The 16,304-nt window shown below is 68.5% G+C and carries 18 protein-coding genes; 6 read left to right on the top strand and 12 right to left on the bottom strand.

Annotation, left to right across the window (positions count from 1 at the left end):
• The first annotated feature begins 16 nt into the window (after nt 1–16).
• Nucleotides 17–1,258 carry an aminotransferase class I/II-fold pyridoxal phosphate-dependent enzyme gene (locus BM355_RS10650; protein ID WP_091698302.1) on the top strand — a complete coding sequence of 414 codons (1,242 nt, stop codon included), beginning with the start codon at nt 17–19 and terminating at the stop codon, nt 1,256–1,258.
• A 19-nt stretch (nt 1,259–1,277) separates the two neighbouring features.
• Here the strand turns inward: BM355_RS10650 and BM355_RS10645 are convergent, their stop codons facing one another.
• From BM355_RS10645 to BM355_RS10635, 3 genes are all read right to left on the bottom strand, one after another.
• Nucleotides 1,278–2,027 (bottom strand): hypothetical protein, encoded by a 750-nt coding sequence (locus BM355_RS10645; RefSeq protein ID WP_091698300.1) that lies wholly within the window; start codon nt 2,025–2,027, stop codon nt 1,278–1,280.
• 224 nt (nt 2,028–2,251) lie between these two features.
• Nucleotides 2,252–2,737: a pyridoxamine 5'-phosphate oxidase family protein gene (locus BM355_RS10640; RefSeq protein ID WP_091698297.1), complete on the bottom strand. Its 486-nt coding sequence runs from the start codon at nt 2,735–2,737 to the stop codon at nt 2,252–2,254.
• A 122-nt stretch (nt 2,738–2,859) separates the two neighbouring features.
• The gene (locus tag BM355_RS10635; protein WP_091698294.1) at nt 2,860–3,246 is read right to left on the bottom strand and encodes a hypothetical protein; all 387 of its coding nucleotides are present in this window, start codon (nt 3,244–3,246) and stop codon (nt 2,860–2,862) included.
• Nucleotides 3,247–3,360: 114 nt separating this feature from the next.
• On the opposite strand from BM355_RS10635, the gene BM355_RS10630 reads away from it, so the two are divergent.
• On the top strand, nt 3,361–4,980 hold the full coding sequence (locus BM355_RS10630) for an SDR family oxidoreductase (protein ID WP_091698290.1): 1,620 nt from the start codon (nt 3,361–3,363) through the stop codon (nt 4,978–4,980).
• Here the strand turns inward: BM355_RS10630 and BM355_RS10625 are convergent.
• Nucleotides 4,939–5,757 (bottom strand): nitrilase-related carbon-nitrogen hydrolase, encoded by an 819-nt coding sequence (locus tag BM355_RS10625; RefSeq protein ID WP_177227929.1) that lies wholly within the window; start codon nt 5,755–5,757, stop codon nt 4,939–4,941. The two genes, BM355_RS10630 and BM355_RS10625, sit on opposite strands and share 42 nt — an antisense overlap.
• 135 nt (nt 5,758–5,892) lie before the next feature.
• Between BM355_RS10625 and BM355_RS14350 the strand changes: the two genes are divergently transcribed.
• From BM355_RS14350 to BM355_RS10610, 4 genes are read left to right on the top strand one after another with little or no spacing between them, the layout of a single operon-like run.
• Nucleotides 5,893–6,153: a hypothetical protein gene (locus BM355_RS14350; RefSeq protein ID WP_177227928.1), complete on the top strand. Its 261-nt coding sequence runs from the start codon at nt 5,893–5,895 to the stop codon at nt 6,151–6,153.
• Nucleotides 6,150–7,643 carry a purine-cytosine permease family protein gene (locus BM355_RS10620; RefSeq protein ID WP_177227927.1) on the top strand — a complete coding sequence of 498 codons (1,494 nt, stop codon included), beginning with the start codon at nt 6,150–6,152 and terminating at the stop codon, nt 7,641–7,643. The genes BM355_RS14350 and BM355_RS10620 overlap by 4 nt, the downstream gene beginning before the upstream one ends.
• Nucleotides 7,640–8,761, top strand: a complete 1,122-nt coding sequence (locus BM355_RS14675; protein WP_177227926.1) for a zinc-binding dehydrogenase — start codon at nt 7,640–7,642, stop codon at nt 8,759–8,761. Before BM355_RS10620 ends, BM355_RS14675 begins: the two co-directional genes overlap by 4 nt.
• 45 nt (nt 8,762–8,806) lie before the next feature.
• Nucleotides 8,807–9,421, top strand: a complete 615-nt coding sequence (locus BM355_RS10610) for a TetR/AcrR family transcriptional regulator (protein WP_091698284.1) — start codon at nt 8,807–8,809, stop codon at nt 9,419–9,421.
• Between the two features lie 7 nt (nt 9,422–9,428).
• On the opposite strand, the gene BM355_RS10605 is transcribed toward BM355_RS10610, so the two are convergent.
• From BM355_RS10605 to BM355_RS10570, 8 genes are all read right to left on the bottom strand, one after another.
• Nucleotides 9,429–10,211, bottom strand: a complete 783-nt coding sequence (locus BM355_RS10605; protein ID WP_091698282.1) for a glycosyltransferase family 2 protein — start codon at nt 10,209–10,211, stop codon at nt 9,429–9,431.
• Nucleotides 10,208–10,759, bottom strand: coding sequence for a DUF2238 domain-containing protein (locus BM355_RS10600; RefSeq protein ID WP_091698280.1), 552 nt, complete (start codon nt 10,757–10,759; stop codon nt 10,208–10,210). Before BM355_RS10600 ends, BM355_RS10605 begins: the two co-directional genes overlap by 4 nt.
• Nucleotides 10,760–10,846: 87 nt before the next feature.
• A complete protein-coding gene (locus tag BM355_RS10595; protein WP_091698278.1) occupies nt 10,847–11,167 on the bottom strand; it encodes a lycopene cyclase domain-containing protein in 321 nt (106 codons plus the stop codon).
• On the bottom strand, nt 11,164–11,517 hold the full coding sequence (locus BM355_RS10590) for a lycopene cyclase domain-containing protein (RefSeq protein WP_091698275.1): 354 nt from the start codon (nt 11,515–11,517) through the stop codon (nt 11,164–11,166). Before BM355_RS10590 ends, BM355_RS10595 begins: the two co-directional genes overlap by 4 nt.
• A 33-nt stretch (nt 11,518–11,550) precedes the next feature.
• Nucleotides 11,551–12,432 (bottom strand): prenyltransferase, encoded by an 882-nt coding sequence (locus BM355_RS10585; protein ID WP_091698272.1) that lies wholly within the window; start codon nt 12,430–12,432, stop codon nt 11,551–11,553.
• Nucleotides 12,426–14,141 (bottom strand): phytoene desaturase family protein, encoded by a 1,716-nt coding sequence (gene crtI / locus BM355_RS10580; RefSeq protein WP_091698269.1) that lies wholly within the window; start codon nt 14,139–14,141, stop codon nt 12,426–12,428. The genes BM355_RS10585 and crtI overlap by 7 nt, the downstream gene beginning before the upstream one ends.
• A complete protein-coding gene (locus BM355_RS10575; protein ID WP_091698267.1) occupies nt 14,138–15,073 on the bottom strand; it encodes a phytoene/squalene synthase family protein in 936 nt (311 codons plus the stop codon). The genes crtI and BM355_RS10575 overlap by 4 nt, the downstream gene beginning before the upstream one ends.
• Nucleotides 15,073–16,194, bottom strand: coding sequence for a polyprenyl synthetase family protein (locus tag BM355_RS10570; protein WP_091698264.1), 1,122 nt, complete (start codon nt 16,192–16,194; stop codon nt 15,073–15,075). The genes BM355_RS10575 and BM355_RS10570 overlap by 1 nt, the downstream gene beginning before the upstream one ends.
• Nucleotides 16,195–16,304: the final 110 nt, after the last annotated feature.

Raw genomic sequence — 16,304 nt, 5'->3', positions numbered from 1 at the left:
CGGATAGCCTCGGAGCATGACTGGTGACATGAACCGCTCGCGGCAGCCCCTCGGTCCGTCCTCGCGCTCGCAGGTGCCGGACTTCGAGGTGATGAACATCCTGGGCCGGGTGAGCCAGCTGCGGCAGGCCGGGCACGAGGTGATCAGTCTGTGCGCGGGCGAACCTGGTGGCGGGGCGCCGAGCGGAGTGAACCAGGCTGCGGCAGAGGTGCACGGGTCCGGGCGGGCGTTGAACTACACGCCGATCCTGGGGATCCCGGAGCTGCGTGAGGCGATCGCCGGGCATTACCGGCGGTGGTACGGACTGGACGTGCAGGCGGGGCAGGTGGCGGTGACCACGGGGTCCTCGGGGGCATTCGTCACGGGGTTCCTGGCGGCGTTCAATCCGGGCGACCGGGTGGCGATGGCCCGTCCGGGGTACCCGGCGTACCGGAACATCCTGCAGGCGCTGGGGTGCCAGGTGGTGGAGATCGACGCCGGCCCGCAGGTGCGCTTCCAGCCCACGCCGGAGCTGCTGGAGGAGGCTGAACGGGTGCACGGTCCGCTGGCGGGACTGGTGATCGCTTCGCCGAACAACCCCACCGGGACGATGGTCACCCGGGAGGAGCTGGGGGCGCTGGCGGCGTGGTGTGCTGAGCGTGGGGTGCGACTGGTCTCGGATGAGATCTACCACGGCATCACCTACGCGGACACGGCGCAGGTGGGGGATGAGCCGGGCGACGAGCGCGGTGTGTGCGCGTGGGAGTTCTCCCGGGAGGCAGTGGTGATCAGCTCGTTCTCCAAGTACTGGGGGATGCCGGGCTGGCGGATCGGCTGGATGCTGATGCCGGATGACCTGGCCGCGGCGGTGTCCGGTCTGACGGGGTCGGTGTCCCTGTGTCCGCCGGCGGCAGCTCAGTACGCGGCGGTGGAGGCGTTCTCAGAGCAGTCCTATGCCGAGTGCGATGCGCAGGTGGCCGAGTTCGCCCGGACCCGTGAGCTGGTGCTGGCGCGGGCGCAGGAGCTGGGGTGGATGGATGCGGCTCCGGCGGACGGGGCGTTCTACTTCTACGCGCGGCCGGGGGAACGGATGCTGGAGCGGTACGGATCTTCGGCGGTGTACTGCGCGGCGCTGCTGGAGCAGGCCCATGTGGCGCTCACCCCGGGAGGCGACTTCGACTCCCGGGGCGGCGACCGGTACGTGCGGCTGTCCTTCGCCGCCGGCTACGACGCCGTGGCTCAGGCCCTCGACCGGATCATGGAGTTCCAGCGCGGGTGAGTGCTCTGGTCTGCCGTGATCACTGCACGAGTTCGATGCCGTCGATCTGGTAGACGGGGACCGTGGTTGACCCTCCGATCTGGGTGTCATACGACATCGACATCAGCACGGTGGCCAGGACGTGCACCTGGTCGTCGCCGACGAAGTCACTCAGGGCCTCGCAGCCGATCCCGGTCTCAGCCATGAACATCGAGTTGTGCTCGTAGTCCCAGGTGTCGGCCATGTTGGCCTGCGAAGCATTGCCGCGGAAGATGCAGTCTCCGGTGGCAGCATCGAACTGAGTGATGTGGGCATAGACCTGGACCTGACGTCCCATATGCGCATCAGGGTCCTTGGTGATCAAGGCCAAATCGCGAGCGGTCAACTTCTCGTAGTCACTCGGATCTGCCTCGACGGGCTCCGGCTCCTCGGTGGGAGTGGGCTCCGGCTCCTCCGACGGTGTGGGCGTGGGAGTGGATGTCGGCGACTCAGACTCCTCGACCTCGGCCGCCTGCACCGCCGTGGCGCTGGCGCTGGTGGACGGCGAGGCCGGTGCAGAGGTGCTCGGGGAGGCCGACGAACTCGACGGCGAGCTGGCCGGAGTGGTCTCGGCGGTGGCCGTGGGGCTGTCCTGCCCGTTGCCTCCGAGGTTGGCGATCACACCGATCGCCAGGACCACGCCCAGAGCGATGGCCCACCACCGCTTGTACCAGGGCTTGCGGGGCTTCTGCCCTGCGGGGGATGCCGGGGCGGCGGGGTGCTGCTGGTGCTGCGTGGGAAACGCGTCCATGGGGGGATCTCCTCCATCAGGTGCCTGCAGGAGTGGCCAACCGGGATGGCTGGTTCCTGTTCAGCGGTGATGGTGGTGAACCTACGGACCGGGGCGGACACGATAAGGATTTCTCGGCGCCCACCAATCCAGACAGCACAGCGGTGCCATTCCGCTTTCGGAATGACACCGCTGTGATTCGATCAGGAAAACTCGTTCAGCCCTGGTCGGGGCTCAAGCCCGACTCAGAACTGGACGGTCTCGTTCTCGCCGGGGTTGGCCGGCTTGCCGGTGACCTTGCCCTTGACGACCTCCACGACGGTGGCGACAGCTCCGGGGGAGTCCCAGTATTCGGCCGACTGCGGCTGGACGCGGATCAGCACGATCTCGGGGTCCTCCGGGGAGGCGTCCTCACCGAAGAAGGCCTCCGTGCCGGCGTTCCAGAACTCGCGCTTGCGCTGATCGTCCCGGACCACCTCGCCGGTGCCGGAGATCGAGGCCCAGAAGCCCTTGTTCGCCAACGTGACGTTGACCTGCTGCCCGCCCTTGGAGTCCTGCGAGGCATCACCGGTGGAACGGGTGATGAACCAGATGGCGTGGTCGGCGGCCACCTCCTGCACGGCCATGGGACGGCTGACGATGCGGCCGTCATCCTCGGTGGTGACCAGCATGGCGATGCCGGCCTTGTCGACCTGCTCCAGCACGGTGGTGATCTGATCCTTCTCGGTCATGATTCCTCCTGGGGTGCCCGGATCGCTGACTCCGAGCGGTCGGGGTGTGACGCACGAAGGACCCCCATGAGGAGGTCCTTCGTGCAGTGCGCCGGTCAGCGCCGGCAGGATGATGGGCCCGATCAGCGCTTCGGGGTGGTGCCTGCGGAGGGCAGCTCGCCCGGGGCCTTCGGGCCGGGGGCGACGTCCTTCTCCAGGCTCTTGAGGTAGTCCGCGGCCTTCAGTGCACCGGAGGAGAGGGTGCGCAGACCCTTCTCGCCCCACACGCGAGTGCGGTTCCAGGCGGTGCGGGCGGTGGCCTCGGCCGTGTCACGACCGGCGCGCGGGTTGGTGCGGAAGTCGTTGATCTTCTGCCCGGTGGCCTGGGCGGTGGACTTCAGGCTGTCCAGCCGCTCGGCGGTCTGGGGGCGCGCGGACACACCTGAGGAGCGGCCCATGAAGGACGGCGCCGGGGTGAAGCGAGGCGCGGACGGCTGGTCGGGCTGGTGGGGTGTGTTCTCCGAGGTCATACCCTGAGTCTAGAGATCTCCGGTCCCGATGGGGAGGGGCCTGCGCTCACCGCATCGGCGCGTCGCCACCTCGCCGGCCCCTTCCATGTCCGGGTCACCCCGTAGCGTGAGCACATGACATCCCGACACCCCGCATCACCCCTGAAGATCGATCTGCCGGACGGGCAGGGTCGGCGCGTGCTCGTCACCGGAGCCACCGGGTACATCGGCGGACGCCTGGTCCCCGAGCTGCTCGCCGCCGGGTTCACCGTCCGCGTCAGCGCCCGGAACCTGGACGACCTGCGCACCCGCCCGTGGTTCGACCAGGTGGAGCACGCCACGGCCGACCTGCAGGAGCCGGACGAGGTCCGAGCGGCCATGCAGGACGTCCACACGGTCTACTACCTGGTCCACTCCATGGGCGGGCAGGGCAACGACTTCATCGACCGGGAACGGCAGATCGCCCAGACCGTGGCGAGTGCTGCCGCCCAAGCCGGCGTCCAGCAGATCGTCTACCTCGGCGGACTGCACCCGGACCGCCCGCTGGAGGAGCTCTCCGACCACATGCGCTCACGCGAACAGGTCGCCCAGGTGCTGCTGGAAGGTGAGGTGCCTGCGGTGGCCTACCGGGCCGGCGTCGTGATCGGTTCTGGATCGGTCTCCTTCGAGATGATCCGTCACCTGGCCGAACGGCTGCCGTTCATGGTGGGGCCGGACTGGCTGAAGAACCGGATCGAGCCGATCGCCGTGCGGGACGTGCTCTACTACCTGGCACATGCCGGGGCCCTGGCTGAGCCGGTCAACCGCACCCTGGAGATCGGCTGCGGGCAGGACCAGACCTTCGCGTCCATGCTCACCGACTACGCCGAGGTGGCCGGGCTCTCGCGCCGCACCGTGATCCCCCTGCCCCTTCCGGCCCAACGGCTCTCCGGGTTCTGGATCGGCATGGTCACGCCCATCCCGTCCGGGATCGCCCTGCCGTTGGCGGCCTCGCTCGCGGAGGATGCGGTCACGCACGGTCATGAGGTGGCCGAGGTGATCCCGGATCCGCCGGGCGGGCTGACCCCCTACCGGGAGGCGTGCCGGCGCGCGATCGAGAAGCAGACCTCCGGTGAGGTCTCCACCACCTGGGATCATGACGTGTTGGCCAGCGCTGATCCGGCCGACCCGCTGCCCTCGGACCCGGATTGGGCCGGCCACACGGTGTTCACGGACATCAGAGAGCACGACGGCGGCGCCTCACCTGAGGCGGTATGGCGTGTGATCGAGGGGATCGGCGGGCAGAACGGCTGGTACTCGCCGGGCTGGATGTGGCGGATGCGCGGCCTGATGGATCAGGCGGTGGGCGGCTACGGCCTGGCGCGCGGGCGCCGAGATCCGGAGCATCTGCAGGTCAACGACCACGTGGACTGGTGGCGCGTGGAGGACATCCAGCCCGGGCGGCTGCTGACCCTGCGCGCGGAGATGAAGGCCGGCGGGCGGGCCTGGCTGCAGCTCGGCGTGGAGGGGCTGCCCGGTGGCGGTTCCCGGTACCACCAACGGGCAGTGTTCTTCCCCAGTGGGCTGCTCGGACGGGCCTACTGGCGCGCGATCCAGCCCTTCCACGCGCTGATCTTCCCCACCATGGCGCGGAACATCATGCGTGCGGCAGAGGGAGGGGGCCGGAACAAGACGCCGCAGGGTACAGATTTCCGTCCTCGTGAGGAGTTTGGGTCAGCGGGCGAGGTCCCGCATGTAGGTGTTGAGCCTGCGTGAGTGCGAGAGGAGCGCCTTGTCGATCGGAACCACTGCCACGTCTTCCTCTGAGGGGCCGAGAAGGGCTGCGTGCTGTCCAGATGGCGAGGCGATGCACGACTGTCCGGTGAACCCTGCACCGGTGTGGTTGGCATAGGCGATGTAGACGCCGTTTTCCAGGGCTCGGACAGGCACCTGCAGGGTCGACGTGACAGAGGCGTCGTAAACGTGGGATTCCATCCGGCGAGCTGCCTGTGGGCGCGGGCCAGGATCCACTAGGACCGGGACGGCTGTGGGCACGAGGAGGGCATCGGCTCCACGAAAAGCTTGACTGCGGCCGAACTCCGGGAACTCCACGTCGTAGCAGATGCCTATGCCCCAAGTGAGTCCACGCCACTTGACGGGGGTGGCGTAGTCATCGCCTGGAGTGAAGTGTCGGCGTTCATCCTCGCCATACAGGTGGCGTTTATGCACTCGGTTCAGTTCGTCGCCTTCGGGTGTGAAGAATGAGGCTGAGATGAAGTGTTGCTCAGAAATAGTGTCCACGGTTGACGCCACCAATGCGACGGACAGCTGGGTGGCGATTCCACGCAGCGCCAGGCGCACCTCTTCGCCGTCATGGGTCCACGCTCCCGCGGGGTCGTATCCAGTGGAGAACAGCTCGGGGGTGACCACGATGTCGGCTCCTCGATCGGCGGCTAGACCAACCATTCGCCGCAGGGTGTCCAGATTCCGGCCCACATCTCCACGATGGGCCTGGGCCTGGACGATGCCGACGTGAATGTCGCGGTCGGACATGATGACCTCCATGGGCTGAGGGGCGGAGGCTTCGACACATTAGACGAGCTCCTTGACACCGTTCAGTGTGAACCAGAACACTGTCTCTAACCAAATGCCATTGGATAACTCGCACCTGATCCCCCAGGAGTCCGCATGACACCCCGCCCCTACGTACCACCGAGCCCTGAAGAGGGCTACGCGTGGGCGCCGCGTTTCACCGCCACAGCCGAGCTGACCGATGTCGGCATGTCCGGCACTGTCGCCGAAGAGCTCGAACGCCGCATGGAGATCGTCGCCCAGGAGGAATTGGCTGGAGACGCTTCACGTCAGCCACTGTCCACCGGAGAGCTCCTGGGATACGTCGGCACCGTGTTGGCCATCTGTCTGGTCGGCATCCTGGTGGTGATCCTGTGAGGTCAACGACTCCCTCACGTTCGGAATCGGCCCAGCACGAGTTGGACCGCGAGTCCGCCTACGGAACGTTCCCTCTGCTTAAAGAGGAGCGCACATGGTCCGGGTGGGACTTCACCTGGGTCAACACAGCCCTGGCCATCGCCACCTGGGCCTTCCTGGTCGGTGGCTCCACCGCACTAATGGTTGGATTCCAACAGGGCGTGGCGGCGATGATCATCGGTAACGCCATCGGCCTCGGATTCATGGTCCTGGCCTCGGTCGTAGCCTCGCAGAGGTATGGCAGCGAGCAGTACACGCTGCTGCGCGGAGCGTTCGGCGTGGTCGGGGTGGGCATCCTGGTCTTCACTGTAATCCTGGTCACCGAGATGGGATGGTCCTCCCTGCTGGCGATCATGGCTGGCCGCGCAGCATCTCAGGTCGCCTCGACGGTGACCGGTGTAGAACTGGATCAGTACGGTCCAACCGTGGTGATCGGCGCGCTGCTTGCCATCGGGCTGTCCTGGTTCATCCTCTCTCGTGGGCCCGTCACCATCGGCAAGTTCAACAAGTGGATCGCTCCCGGGCTGGCTGTCATCACCCTGATCATGTTCGTGTTCCTCGTCATGAACACGTCATGGGGGACCCTTATGGACGCTCCGCCCTTGGCTCCCTTTGACGATGAGACGCTGAACTTCATGGTCGCGGTGGAGTTCAACGTCGGGGTCGGTGTCTCGTGGTACCCGGTGATGGGATCGCTGGCCCGGATGACAGTCTCCCGGAAAGCAGCGGTCTGGCCGGCCTACGGTGGTCTGCTCCTGGCCACTTTGATCGCCCAGGTGGTCGGCATGGGCGCTGCGCTGACCCTGGGAGACTCAGATCCGACGCTATGGATGGTGCCCTTCGGCGGCCCCATCCTGGGCGTGGCCGTTCTGGTCTTCATCGCCTTCGCCAACATCACCTCGATGTCGTCGATCATCTACTCCACGATCCTGGCGATCCGTCAGTCCTCGGGGCGACTGCTGGCACGGATCCCCTGGAAGGTGCTGACAGCCTCATTCTTCGTGCTTCCCGCGATCCTGTCGTTCTTCCCACAGTTCATGTACGAACAGTTCATGGTCTTCGTCTCCGTCTCCGGGGCATTCCTGACGGCTGTCTGTGGCGTGGCTGTGGCAGACTACTTCCTCCTGCGCAGGCAGCGCATGGACCTGCGGGAACTTCACTTGGCTCAGCACGGGCAGCTCTACGCCTATCCAGGCGGTATTAACTGGGCGGGAATCCTGGGCCTGCTGGCAGGTGCGACCTTCTATCTATGGTTGTACAACCCGATCAGCTTGGAGACCCAGCCGCTGTTTTCAGTCATCACGGCATCGTTCCCGGCAGCCGTCGTAGCCGGTGTCGTCTACCTGCTGGCGACGGCCCTCATCCATAGGGGCCGAGTCCACCGCCCTGAACCGAGGACCCGCACGTCGGCTGCTGCCGATCCGTCCATCTCGAAGGAGAACCAAGCATGAGCACCACCGAGACACTGACTGCACGGGCGGCCATCCACGCGGGTTCTGACCAGAGGATGGAAGTGGAGAGCATCGAGGTCGCGGCCCCGGGACCTGGACAGGTTCGGGTCAGGATGAAGGCCGCCGGCGTGTGCGGCTCAGACCGGCACGTGCTGGACGGGGACTGGACGATTCCCTCACCGACCGTGATGGGTCATGAGGGCGCTGGTGTCGTGGAGTCGGTGGGCCCCGGGGTGACTGAGCTCTCGGTGGGAGATCACGTAGTCCTCACCTGGTTCTATCCGTGTCTGAACTGCCCAGCATGCCGAGAGGGCCGGTCATGGGTGTGCACAGGGTCCCGATCGGAGGAGTGCCTCCTGCCAGATGGGACGACTCCCCTGTCCCAGAATGGGGAGCCGGTCTATCCGTATCTGGCGGTCGGATCGATGGGCGAGGCATCCGTGGTTCCTGCTCAGGCCGCGGTGCGCATACCTGATGATGTCCCTTTCGACGTGGCCGCTTTGATCGGCTGCTCGGTGGCCACCGGCGTCGGTGCCGTCGTCAACGACGCCGAGGTCAAGCCTGGCCGATCCGCGGTGGTGATCGGCTCTGGTGGCGTTGGCCTCTGCATCATCATGGGTCTGGAATTGTCCGGTGCCCAGCCGATCGTCGCAGTGGATGTCAGTGATGCCTCCTTGGCGCTCGCGCAGAAGTTCGGCGCCACCCATGTGATCAACTCCCGGGGACGTTCCACCGAGGACATTGCCGAGGAGATTCGCAGCCTCACCGGCGGCGGGGCAGACTTCGCCTTCGAGGCCATTGGACGCGTGGAGACCATCCAGCAGATGCCTCAGTTCCTCACACGCGGCGGGACGGCTGTGGTGGTGGGACTCCCGCCGCAGGACAGCCCCGTGGCTCTGGACCTGCTGGCCTTTGCTGAGAACGGCCAGAGACTGCTGGGGTCCAACTACGGAAGCACGGTTCCGGCACGCGACTTCCCTCTGCTGGCGGGCCTCTATCGGTCTGGACGGCTACCGATCGATCGGCTCATCACCCGACGACGCGGCATCGAGGAGGTCAACGAGGCTTTCGACGACATGCGTGCCGGAGCCCGTGGACGAACGGTCATCGTCCATTGAGGCGGGGCAGGCAGCCGGTCTCCGGCTGCGTGCCATACTCCTGACATGGCCCGCCCCACTCAGAGCCTCCTCTCACGTGAGCTCATCGTCCGCACAGCGTTGGACATGGTCCGACGTGAACATCAGTTCACGGTCCCGGGCCTTGCCACGCGACTGAAGGTCCATCCCTCCTCGCTGTACCATCATGTCCCCGGTGGCCGCGGAGAGATCGTTGACCTTATGAGGAAAGAGCTGTACGCAGGGATTGACCTGGATCGCCTGACCGACTCCGAGATCCCCTGGGAAGTGCGGCTGCAGGATTGGACGCATTCCTACCGACTGGCGACTGCCGGTGCTCCATGGTTAGTGCCAGTGGTGGTCGGCCAGCCGGTGGAGGATGCGCCCACTCAGGCGATCTATGAGGCATTGTTCGCACTGCTGGACGAATCTGGTCTGCCAGAGTCGAAGTGGATGGCCGCGGCCACCATGTTCGATGTGATCGTGCTGGGATCGGCGTTGGACGCATCGTCACCGGTTCCGTTGTGGCAGAACGTGGACAGCGAGTTCTCTCGACTGAGTGGGCCTATGGCCGCCCATGACACTGAGGAACGGAAGATTGACGGATTCGCTGTGGCAGTGGACGCGGCCATCGCCTGGGTCCAGGGCCAGGTGGAGGGCTGAAACCGCCTCAGTATTCCCGGCGCACTGCCCTTCGCTGTTCGTCCCAATTCCGCTGCACGCGCTGCACCCACCGCTGACCGGGGGAGAGCTCGGCCCAGTTAAGACGAAGGGTCTGGGCGGCCAGGCTGAACTGGCGCCGGACCTGGGCTCGGGAGCGGAACATGCGTCCTGCCGCACCCACCCGCAGCTGCGGGAGGAACCGCACGCGCCGTCCGTCCAGGTGCAGGTGGAAGGACAGGTCGAGGTCGTCGTGCACGTCCGCGCGGTCCCGGTGCACCCGCTCCCGCACGCACTCCCAGGCCTCCGCGCGCAGGGCGAAGTTCGTGCCCCACAGCGGTGTCCCCGCCAGCGTCGAGCCCGCCGCCCACCGGTACCCGGACATGTACAGGGCCGAGAGCACGCGCCCGCGCAGCCCCGGCGGATCGTAGAACAGCCCCGGACCGGTCACCGCGTCCAGCCCCGGGTCCGCCTCGAACGCCGCCACCACGCGCTCCAGCCAGTCCGCCGGAGCACGCGTGTCCGCATCGCACCGCACGATCACCGAGCCCCCCGCCGCGTCATACCCGGTGGCCGCCGCCGCAGGGATCCCCCGGACCGGCTCCTCGACCACGCGCGCACCCCACGCCCGCGCCAGCTCCGCCGAACCGTCCGTGCTCCCGTTGTCCACCACGAGCACCTCCTCTGCGCGCCTGGACTGACGTGCCAGGTGAGCCAGGCACTCGGCGAGAGGGCCGGCGTCGTTCAGGACCGGGATGACCACGGACACGGTCACCGTGCGCGCGTCACTCATCCGCGCTCACCGGCGCGCACGGCCAGCCACGCGCCCACCAGTGCGCCGAGGGTGTTGGCGGTGAGATCGCCGATGGTGTCCTCATACCCCACGCCGATCTCCTCCGTGACGAACGTGTGCCCCCACCACTCGGCCAGCTCCCACACCACGCCCAGGCTGACCGTGGCCCCGGCCAGTCCCAGCCAGGCCAGAGTGTGCCCGGTGGTGCGCAGCACGGTGACCGCCGGGATGTCCCGACGACGCAGCGCGGCTTCCACGGCGATCCCCACCAGTCCTGCCACCAGGGCAGAGGTCAGAGCGTGCATGAGCACGTCCAGTGCGCCGACACGGTGGTAGAGCCCGGTGACGCTGAACCAGCCGGCGGCGAGCAGGGTGAGCTGTCCGGTCCAGTCCAGCAGGGAGCCGCCGCGCAGCCACCGCAGCAGCCACTGGGTGCCGAACACCAGGAACATCACCGCGGCGGACGGCCATCCGGCGGTGACCCAGGCAGCGGGGATCAGCACGAGGCCGAGCGCCCGGAGCAGGTCGGCGGGGATCAGCGGGAACACAGCGTCACTCCACCGGACCCGTGGACCCCACCGAACACGTGTACGCCGGAGACAGGGACACGCCGTGCAGAACGACATCCATCGTGATCATGATCTGGGAGAGGGGTCGGTGCGCGGGGTCAGGAGCAGCCAGAGGGCGGGCAGCAGCAGGACGGCGCCGAGCGGGTAGGCGAAGTCCTCCAGCGGGGCCAGTCCGATGAACACTCCGGACAGGGCGTGGCCGCCGTAGTCAAAGAGGCCGGAGGCGATCATGATGTTGTCGAACACGGCGGTCAGCGCCCACAGGATGAGGGTGGAGAGCACGATCGCCAGCACGTGGCGTCCACGCACCCGCCGGGCCAGCACGGCCACCAGCAGTGCGGCGGCGGAGATGCCCAGGAAGACCAGGTTCAGCTCCCAGAAGTTCATGCGGACACCCCGTTCGCAGCTTCGGTTCGCTCATGCCGCCCGGCCCGCCAGGTCAGCAGCTGCACCAGCCCGGTGAACAGCACCATGGTCAGGTAGCTGAGGAAGAACAGGAAGAACGCCTCCTCCAGGGGCAGCTCCGGGGCGAGCATGATCCCGGTCATCAGGGGGGAGTCGCGGTGCAGGAAGATCCCCAGATCGATCGCCCAGAGGTCCCAGCCCAGGAAGTAGATCATGCCAGCCACCATGACCGCGGTGGCCGCCACCGGACGGCGGAAGAAGAACAGGCGGTGCCGCCAGTCCAGCAGTGCCATGCAGCCGATCACGAACAGCAGCGTTCCCAGGTAGATCACGGGCAGATCATCTCCGTCAGGTCCACGTGCGGATCACATCCCTTCCGGGCGGATCAGCGCCCACCAGACCAACAGCATGGTCACGAAGAACCCTGTCACATAGTTCAGCCAGAGGAACGTGGACCACCCGGCGTGGGCGCGTCCGGAGCTCTCATCCGTGACACTGCGGAAGCGCAGCACGTTCACCAGGTACGGCACGGCCAGCAGGGCGGCGAGCGGGCCGGGCCAGTCAGTGGGCAGCATCAGCAGTCCGGCGCCGGCGTAGAGACCGGCGGCCAGCCACACGGTGGGACGGGCACCGAGCACGGTGGCCACCGAGGCCAGTCCGCCCTCACGGTCCGGGACCACGTCCTGCACCGCGCCGAACATCTGGGAGGCCATGCCCCACAAGAAGAACCCGGCCAGCAGCGCCACCAGCCCCACGGTGGGCTCAGCCCCGGCCAGCACCGCGGCGTACACGGCGGGGGAGACGAAGTGGGTGGAGGAGGTGGCCGCATCCACGAACGGCCGCTCCTTGAACCGCAGCCCGGCCCAGGAGTACGCCACCACGGCGAACAGCGAGATCGCCAGCACCGCCAGGGACCACCAGTTCAGGGTGACTGCACCCCAGGCGGCCAGCACCACCACGAACGGCACGGGCAGCAGGCAGGACCACAGCAGCACGGACCGGCGCACGGAGGCGTCCACCACAGAGCCCTCCACGCCGCCCTTGCGGGGGTTGCGCAGGTCGGACTCGTAGTCGAAGACGTCGTTCACGCCGTACATCAGCAGGTTGTACGGGATCATGAAGAACACGGTGCCCAGCACCACGAGCCACGCGGGCAGCCCGCCGGTCAGCAGGGCGACGGCGGCGAAGGGGTAGGCCGTGTTGACCCAGCTGATCGGCCGGGACGCCCAGAACAGGCGCTTCAGCATGCGGCTCCCTCGGTTCGGGCCGCAGACCCTCCGGAACGCACTCCGTCACGGCGCACGGCATCCCGCACCACCTCGGCGGAGATCAGGCACATCGGCACCCCGATCCCGGGCTGCACCGAGGACCCCGCATAGAACAGTCCGTCTACGCCGGGCTCACGCACGCCCGGGCGGAACATGGCCGACTGCTTCAGCGTGTGCCCGGGGCCCAGCAGCGATCCGCTCCACGCATTGAACTGCGCCACGAAGTCACCCGGTCCGTAGGTCCGCCGCACCTGAACGCGCTGGGCCAGATCCGGGATCCCCGCCCACCGGGCCAGCTGGTCCACGGCGGCATCGGCCACCCGCTCGACCATCTCATCGCCCGGCTCGTCCACCTCCGCGGTCCGCACCCCGCCACGACCCCACGCGGGGACGGCCGGCATGGGCACCAGGATGAACAGGTTCTCGCACCCCTCCGGAGCGGTCCCGGGATCCGTGTCCGAGGTCTTGCACACGTAGATGGAAGTCTCCGCGGCCAGCGCCTCACCGCGCTGGATCCGCCCGAAGTTGTCCTCCCAGTCCGCGGTGAACAGTAGATTGTGGTGCACCAGTTCGGGCAGCTCCCCGCGCACGCCCAGGCAGACCAGCACCCCGGACGGACCCGGATCGCGCTTCTCCCAACGGGACTCCGGCGCCCGCTGCCCGTCCGGGAGCAGGGCCGTCTGGAGGTGCTTGAGGTCAGCGGCCCCCACCACGACGTCGGCTCCCAGACTCACGGGGGCGGCGTCGCCTTCCCCGCGGGGAAGGTAGGTGACGCCCTGCACCTGGGGGTGTGGCCGCCGTCGGGAAGAAAGGGCCGGAAAGCGCTCTGCTGCGCGGACGGCGAGGCGGGCGGCGCGCGAGGAGGTGGGGGAGCCGTCCTGCAGGTTGATCGAGGTGACCTGGGCGCCGGTGATGATCTCCACCCCGGAGTCCCGGACCAGCTCGGCCATGGCGTCCACCAGCGCGGCGAACCCGCCCACGGGGTACTGCACGCCGTCGGTCAGGTCCAGGTGGCTCATCAGGTGGTACATGGCCGGGGCGCGGTCCGGGGAGGTGCCCAGGAACACGGCCGGGTAGCCCAGCAGCTGACGTTGGCGGGGGTCGGTGAACCGGGAGGCCACGAACCGCTGGAGCGAGGTGCCCAGCAGCTGGGCGAGCCGGGGGGCGCGGCGCAGCACGGCGGGCACGGCCAACCGGGCCAGGTTCTCACGGTGGAAGTCGGTGTAGAGGAAGTGCTCCTTGGCCAGCTCATAGGCCTCGGCGGCGGAGTCCAGGTACTCCTGCAGGACCGCGCCGGAGCCGGGGTCCAGGGACTCGAACAGCGCCACGGCCTGCTCCCGGCCGGACTCCACGTCCACGGGCGGTGCGTCCAGGTGGTCCTGGAAGAACGTGCGGTAGGCGGGGCTGAGGCGGCGCAGGTCCAGGTGTTCGTGCACGGAGGAGCCCATCAGGGTGAACCACCGCTCGATCACCTCCGGCATCAGGTACCAGGAGGGGCCGGTGTCGAAGGTGTAGCCCTGCGCGGACCAGCGTCCGGAGCGACCGCCCAGGGTGTCCAGCTGCTCCAGCAGGGTGACCTGGTGCCCCTCGCGTGCCAGCAGCCCGGCGGTGGCCAGCCCGGCGAACCCGCCGCCGATCACCACGGTGCGGGGGCCGGCCTGCCCGGCGGGGTGCGGTGCGGGGCTCATGCGCTCCTCCACTGTCCGGCGAGGACCTGGACGGCCAGCCGTGCCTTGACCGCCGTGGGCACACTGATGCGCTCGCGGACCAGACGCTGGGCGGGGACGGCGTCGATCCGGGCGGCGAGCTCGGCGAAGAGCCGGTGGGCCAGCATCACCGCGCGGCGGGCCCTCCGGTCCAGGGCGTGGATGCCGGGCAGGGCGGCGTCCAGATCGGCGCGCAGATCGGCCACCAGGCGGTCTTTGGTGGGCCCGTCCAACTGGGTCTGGTCCGAGCCGGGCAGGTAGGTGCGCCCCAGCTGGTCCTGGTCGGCCGCGAGGTCCCGCAGGAAGTTGACCTTCTGGAAGGCCGCGCCGAGCCGCCGGGCGCTCTCCCGCAGGAACTCCCGTTCGGACTCGGTGCTCGCGCGGGTGCCGGGCAGGGAGAAGAACACCTGCAGGCACATCAGTCCCACCACTTCGGCTGAGCCGTAGATGTAGTCCCCCAGGGAGTCGCGGTCATGCTCGGCCACGTCCAGGTCCGCGCGCATGGAGGCGAAGAACGGGGCGGTCAGCTCGGTGCCGATCCCGTGGCGCCGGGCCACGTCTGCGAAGGCATGCACCACCAGGTTCGTGGAGAAGCCCGTGGCCACGGCTCGGTCCACCTCGGCCTCCAGATCATCCAGGGCGGCGCGCACGGGGGTGGGGTCCAGGCCGGCCGCCCGGGCGGTGCCGTCCACCACTTCGTCGGCCACGCGCACCAGGGCGTAGATGCTGGCGATGTCCGCCCGGGTCCGGCGCGGCAGGGTCCGGCAGGCCAGGGCGAAGGAGGTGGAGTACTGCCCGATCACCTGTCCGGCGGCCGCGGCGGCGGTGCGGGTGTAGAGGTCCAGCCCGGTGGTGAGGGCCGGCGGTTCGGTGGGCTGGCCGGGGGAACCGGAGGCGGGGGGACGGTCGGGCATCAGGCGCTCCGGTGCAGGACGTCGTGGCAGAGGGAGTCCAGTTCGGCGCGGATGTCGGCCGGCAGCTGCAGCCGGTCCAGCCCGGCGCGGGCCTGTTCCACCAGCTCGGTGGCGATCCGGGTGGCCTGTTCCGGGGCGCCGGAGTGCTCCAGGGCTGTCCGCACCTGTTCCACGGTGCCGGTGCCGTCCGCCCACGCGAGCATCTGCCGCTGCACCTCGGGCTGGCCCACACCGTGGGCGGTGAGCACGGTGGCCTTGCCCTCGCGCAGGTCCGCGGTGGTGGACTTGCCGGTCAGGCTCGGGTCTCCGAAGGTCCCCAGCAGATCGTCGATCACCTGGTAGGCCACACCCAGGTGGGAGCCGACCTGGGCCAGCTGCTCGGCGGTCTGCTCATCTGCACCGGCCAGCAGGGCCCCGGCGCGCAGCGGCGCCTCGAAGGAGTAGGAGGCGGTCTTGAGCCGCTCCATGGTCAGGATCTGCTCCACGTCAGGGTGGGGAGGGGTGAAGCGGTGCAGGGAGAGCAGCACGTCCTCGAGCTCCCCGGCCGCGGCCTGGGTGGCGGCATCGAACACGACGGCGGCCACGGACTGACCGCGTTCGGTGCCGGGCGCGCAGGTGGAGACCAGGCGGTAGGCGGTGGTGAGCAGGACGTCGCCGGCGATGATCGCGGCCGAGCGTCCCAGGTGCAGGGCCTCCTCCTCGGGGGCGCCCACGGCCTCGATGTCCTGGCGGTAGCGCTCGGCCACCGTGGGGCGGCCGCGGCGGATGCGGTCGCGGTCCACCACGTCGTCATGGACCAGCAGGGCTGCGTGGAGCAGCTCGAAGGCGGCGGCCAGGCGGATGGCGTCCTGGCGATCGGCCTGCGCGGTTGTCCGGCGATCAGCAGGGGCGAAGGCCGTCCAGGCGAGCAGGGTCAGTCGAGGTCGGATGAGCTTGCCGCCCTCCACCTGGGCCTGCAGGCGGGTCCACAGCTCGCGGAATCCCGCGGTGGCGCGCTCGCCGAGGGGCTGGTGGGCGAAGACGTCCTGGAGGGCGGCCGCCACGGCTGGCCGCTGGGCATCCCAGTCGTCCGAGGGGTGCTGGGGCGCGGTGCTCGGGGGTGCGTCGAGCGATGAGGTCATCCGTGTGCGTCCTGGTCGTCGGTGTCTCGGCGGGTCTGGGGCCGTGTCTGTGACACGTTGGGAGGACGCTGCGCAGAGCGATTCCCGATCCGCCGTCGTTGGTCGCCTGG

This window comes from Micrococcus terreus, from assembly GCF_900116905.1.
GTDB lineage: Bacteria > Actinomycetota > Actinomycetes > Actinomycetales > Micrococcaceae > Citricoccus > Citricoccus terreus.
This window is presented reverse-complemented; position numbering and strand designations above follow the sequence as displayed.

What these genes read in the sequence shown, in the direction of transcription:
- BM355_RS10650 (WP_091698302.1), top strand. Translation starts at nt 17, where the DNA reads ATGACTGGTGACATGAACCGCTCGCGGCAGCCCCTCGGTCCGTCCTCG.
- BM355_RS14350 (WP_177227928.1), top strand. Translation starts at nt 5,893, where the DNA reads ATGACACCCCGCCCCTACGTACCACCGAGCCCTGAAGAGGGCTACGCG.
- BM355_RS10605 (WP_091698282.1), bottom strand. Translation starts at nt 10,211, where the DNA reads ATGAGTGACGCGCGCACGGTGACCGTGTCCGTGGTCATCCCGGTCCTG.
- BM355_RS10645 (WP_091698300.1), bottom strand. Translation starts at nt 2,027, where the DNA reads ATGGACGCGTTTCCCACGCAGCACCAGCAGCACCCCGCCGCCCCGGCA.
- BM355_RS10635 (WP_091698294.1), bottom strand. Translation starts at nt 3,246, where the DNA reads ATGACCTCGGAGAACACACCCCACCAGCCCGACCAGCCGTCCGCGCCT.
- BM355_RS10640 (WP_091698297.1), bottom strand. Translation starts at nt 2,737, where the DNA reads ATGACCGAGAAGGATCAGATCACCACCGTGCTGGAGCAGGTCGACAAG.
- BM355_RS10575 (WP_091698267.1), bottom strand. Translation starts at nt 15,073, where the DNA reads ATGCCCGACCGTCCCCCCGCCTCCGGTTCCCCCGGCCAGCCCACCGAA.
- BM355_RS10630 (WP_091698290.1), top strand. Translation starts at nt 3,361, where the DNA reads ATGACATCCCGACACCCCGCATCACCCCTGAAGATCGATCTGCCGGAC.
- BM355_RS10595 (WP_091698278.1), bottom strand. Translation starts at nt 11,167, where the DNA reads ATGAACTTCTGGGAGCTGAACCTGGTCTTCCTGGGCATCTCCGCCGCC.
- BM355_RS10570 (WP_091698264.1), bottom strand. Translation starts at nt 16,194, where the DNA reads ATGACCTCATCGCTCGACGCACCCCCGAGCACCGCGCCCCAGCACCCC.
- BM355_RS10585 (WP_091698272.1), bottom strand. Translation starts at nt 12,432, where the DNA reads ATGCTGAAGCGCCTGTTCTGGGCGTCCCGGCCGATCAGCTGGGTCAAC.
- BM355_RS10610 (WP_091698284.1), top strand. Translation starts at nt 8,807, where the DNA reads ATGGCCCGCCCCACTCAGAGCCTCCTCTCACGTGAGCTCATCGTCCGC.
- BM355_RS14675 (WP_177227926.1), top strand. Translation starts at nt 7,640, where the DNA reads ATGAGCACCACCGAGACACTGACTGCACGGGCGGCCATCCACGCGGGT.
- crtI (WP_091698269.1), bottom strand. Translation starts at nt 14,141, where the DNA reads ATGAGCCCCGCACCGCACCCCGCCGGGCAGGCCGGCCCCCGCACCGTG.
- BM355_RS10625 (WP_177227929.1), bottom strand. Translation starts at nt 5,757, where the DNA reads ATGTCCGACCGCGACATTCACGTCGGCATCGTCCAGGCCCAGGCCCAT.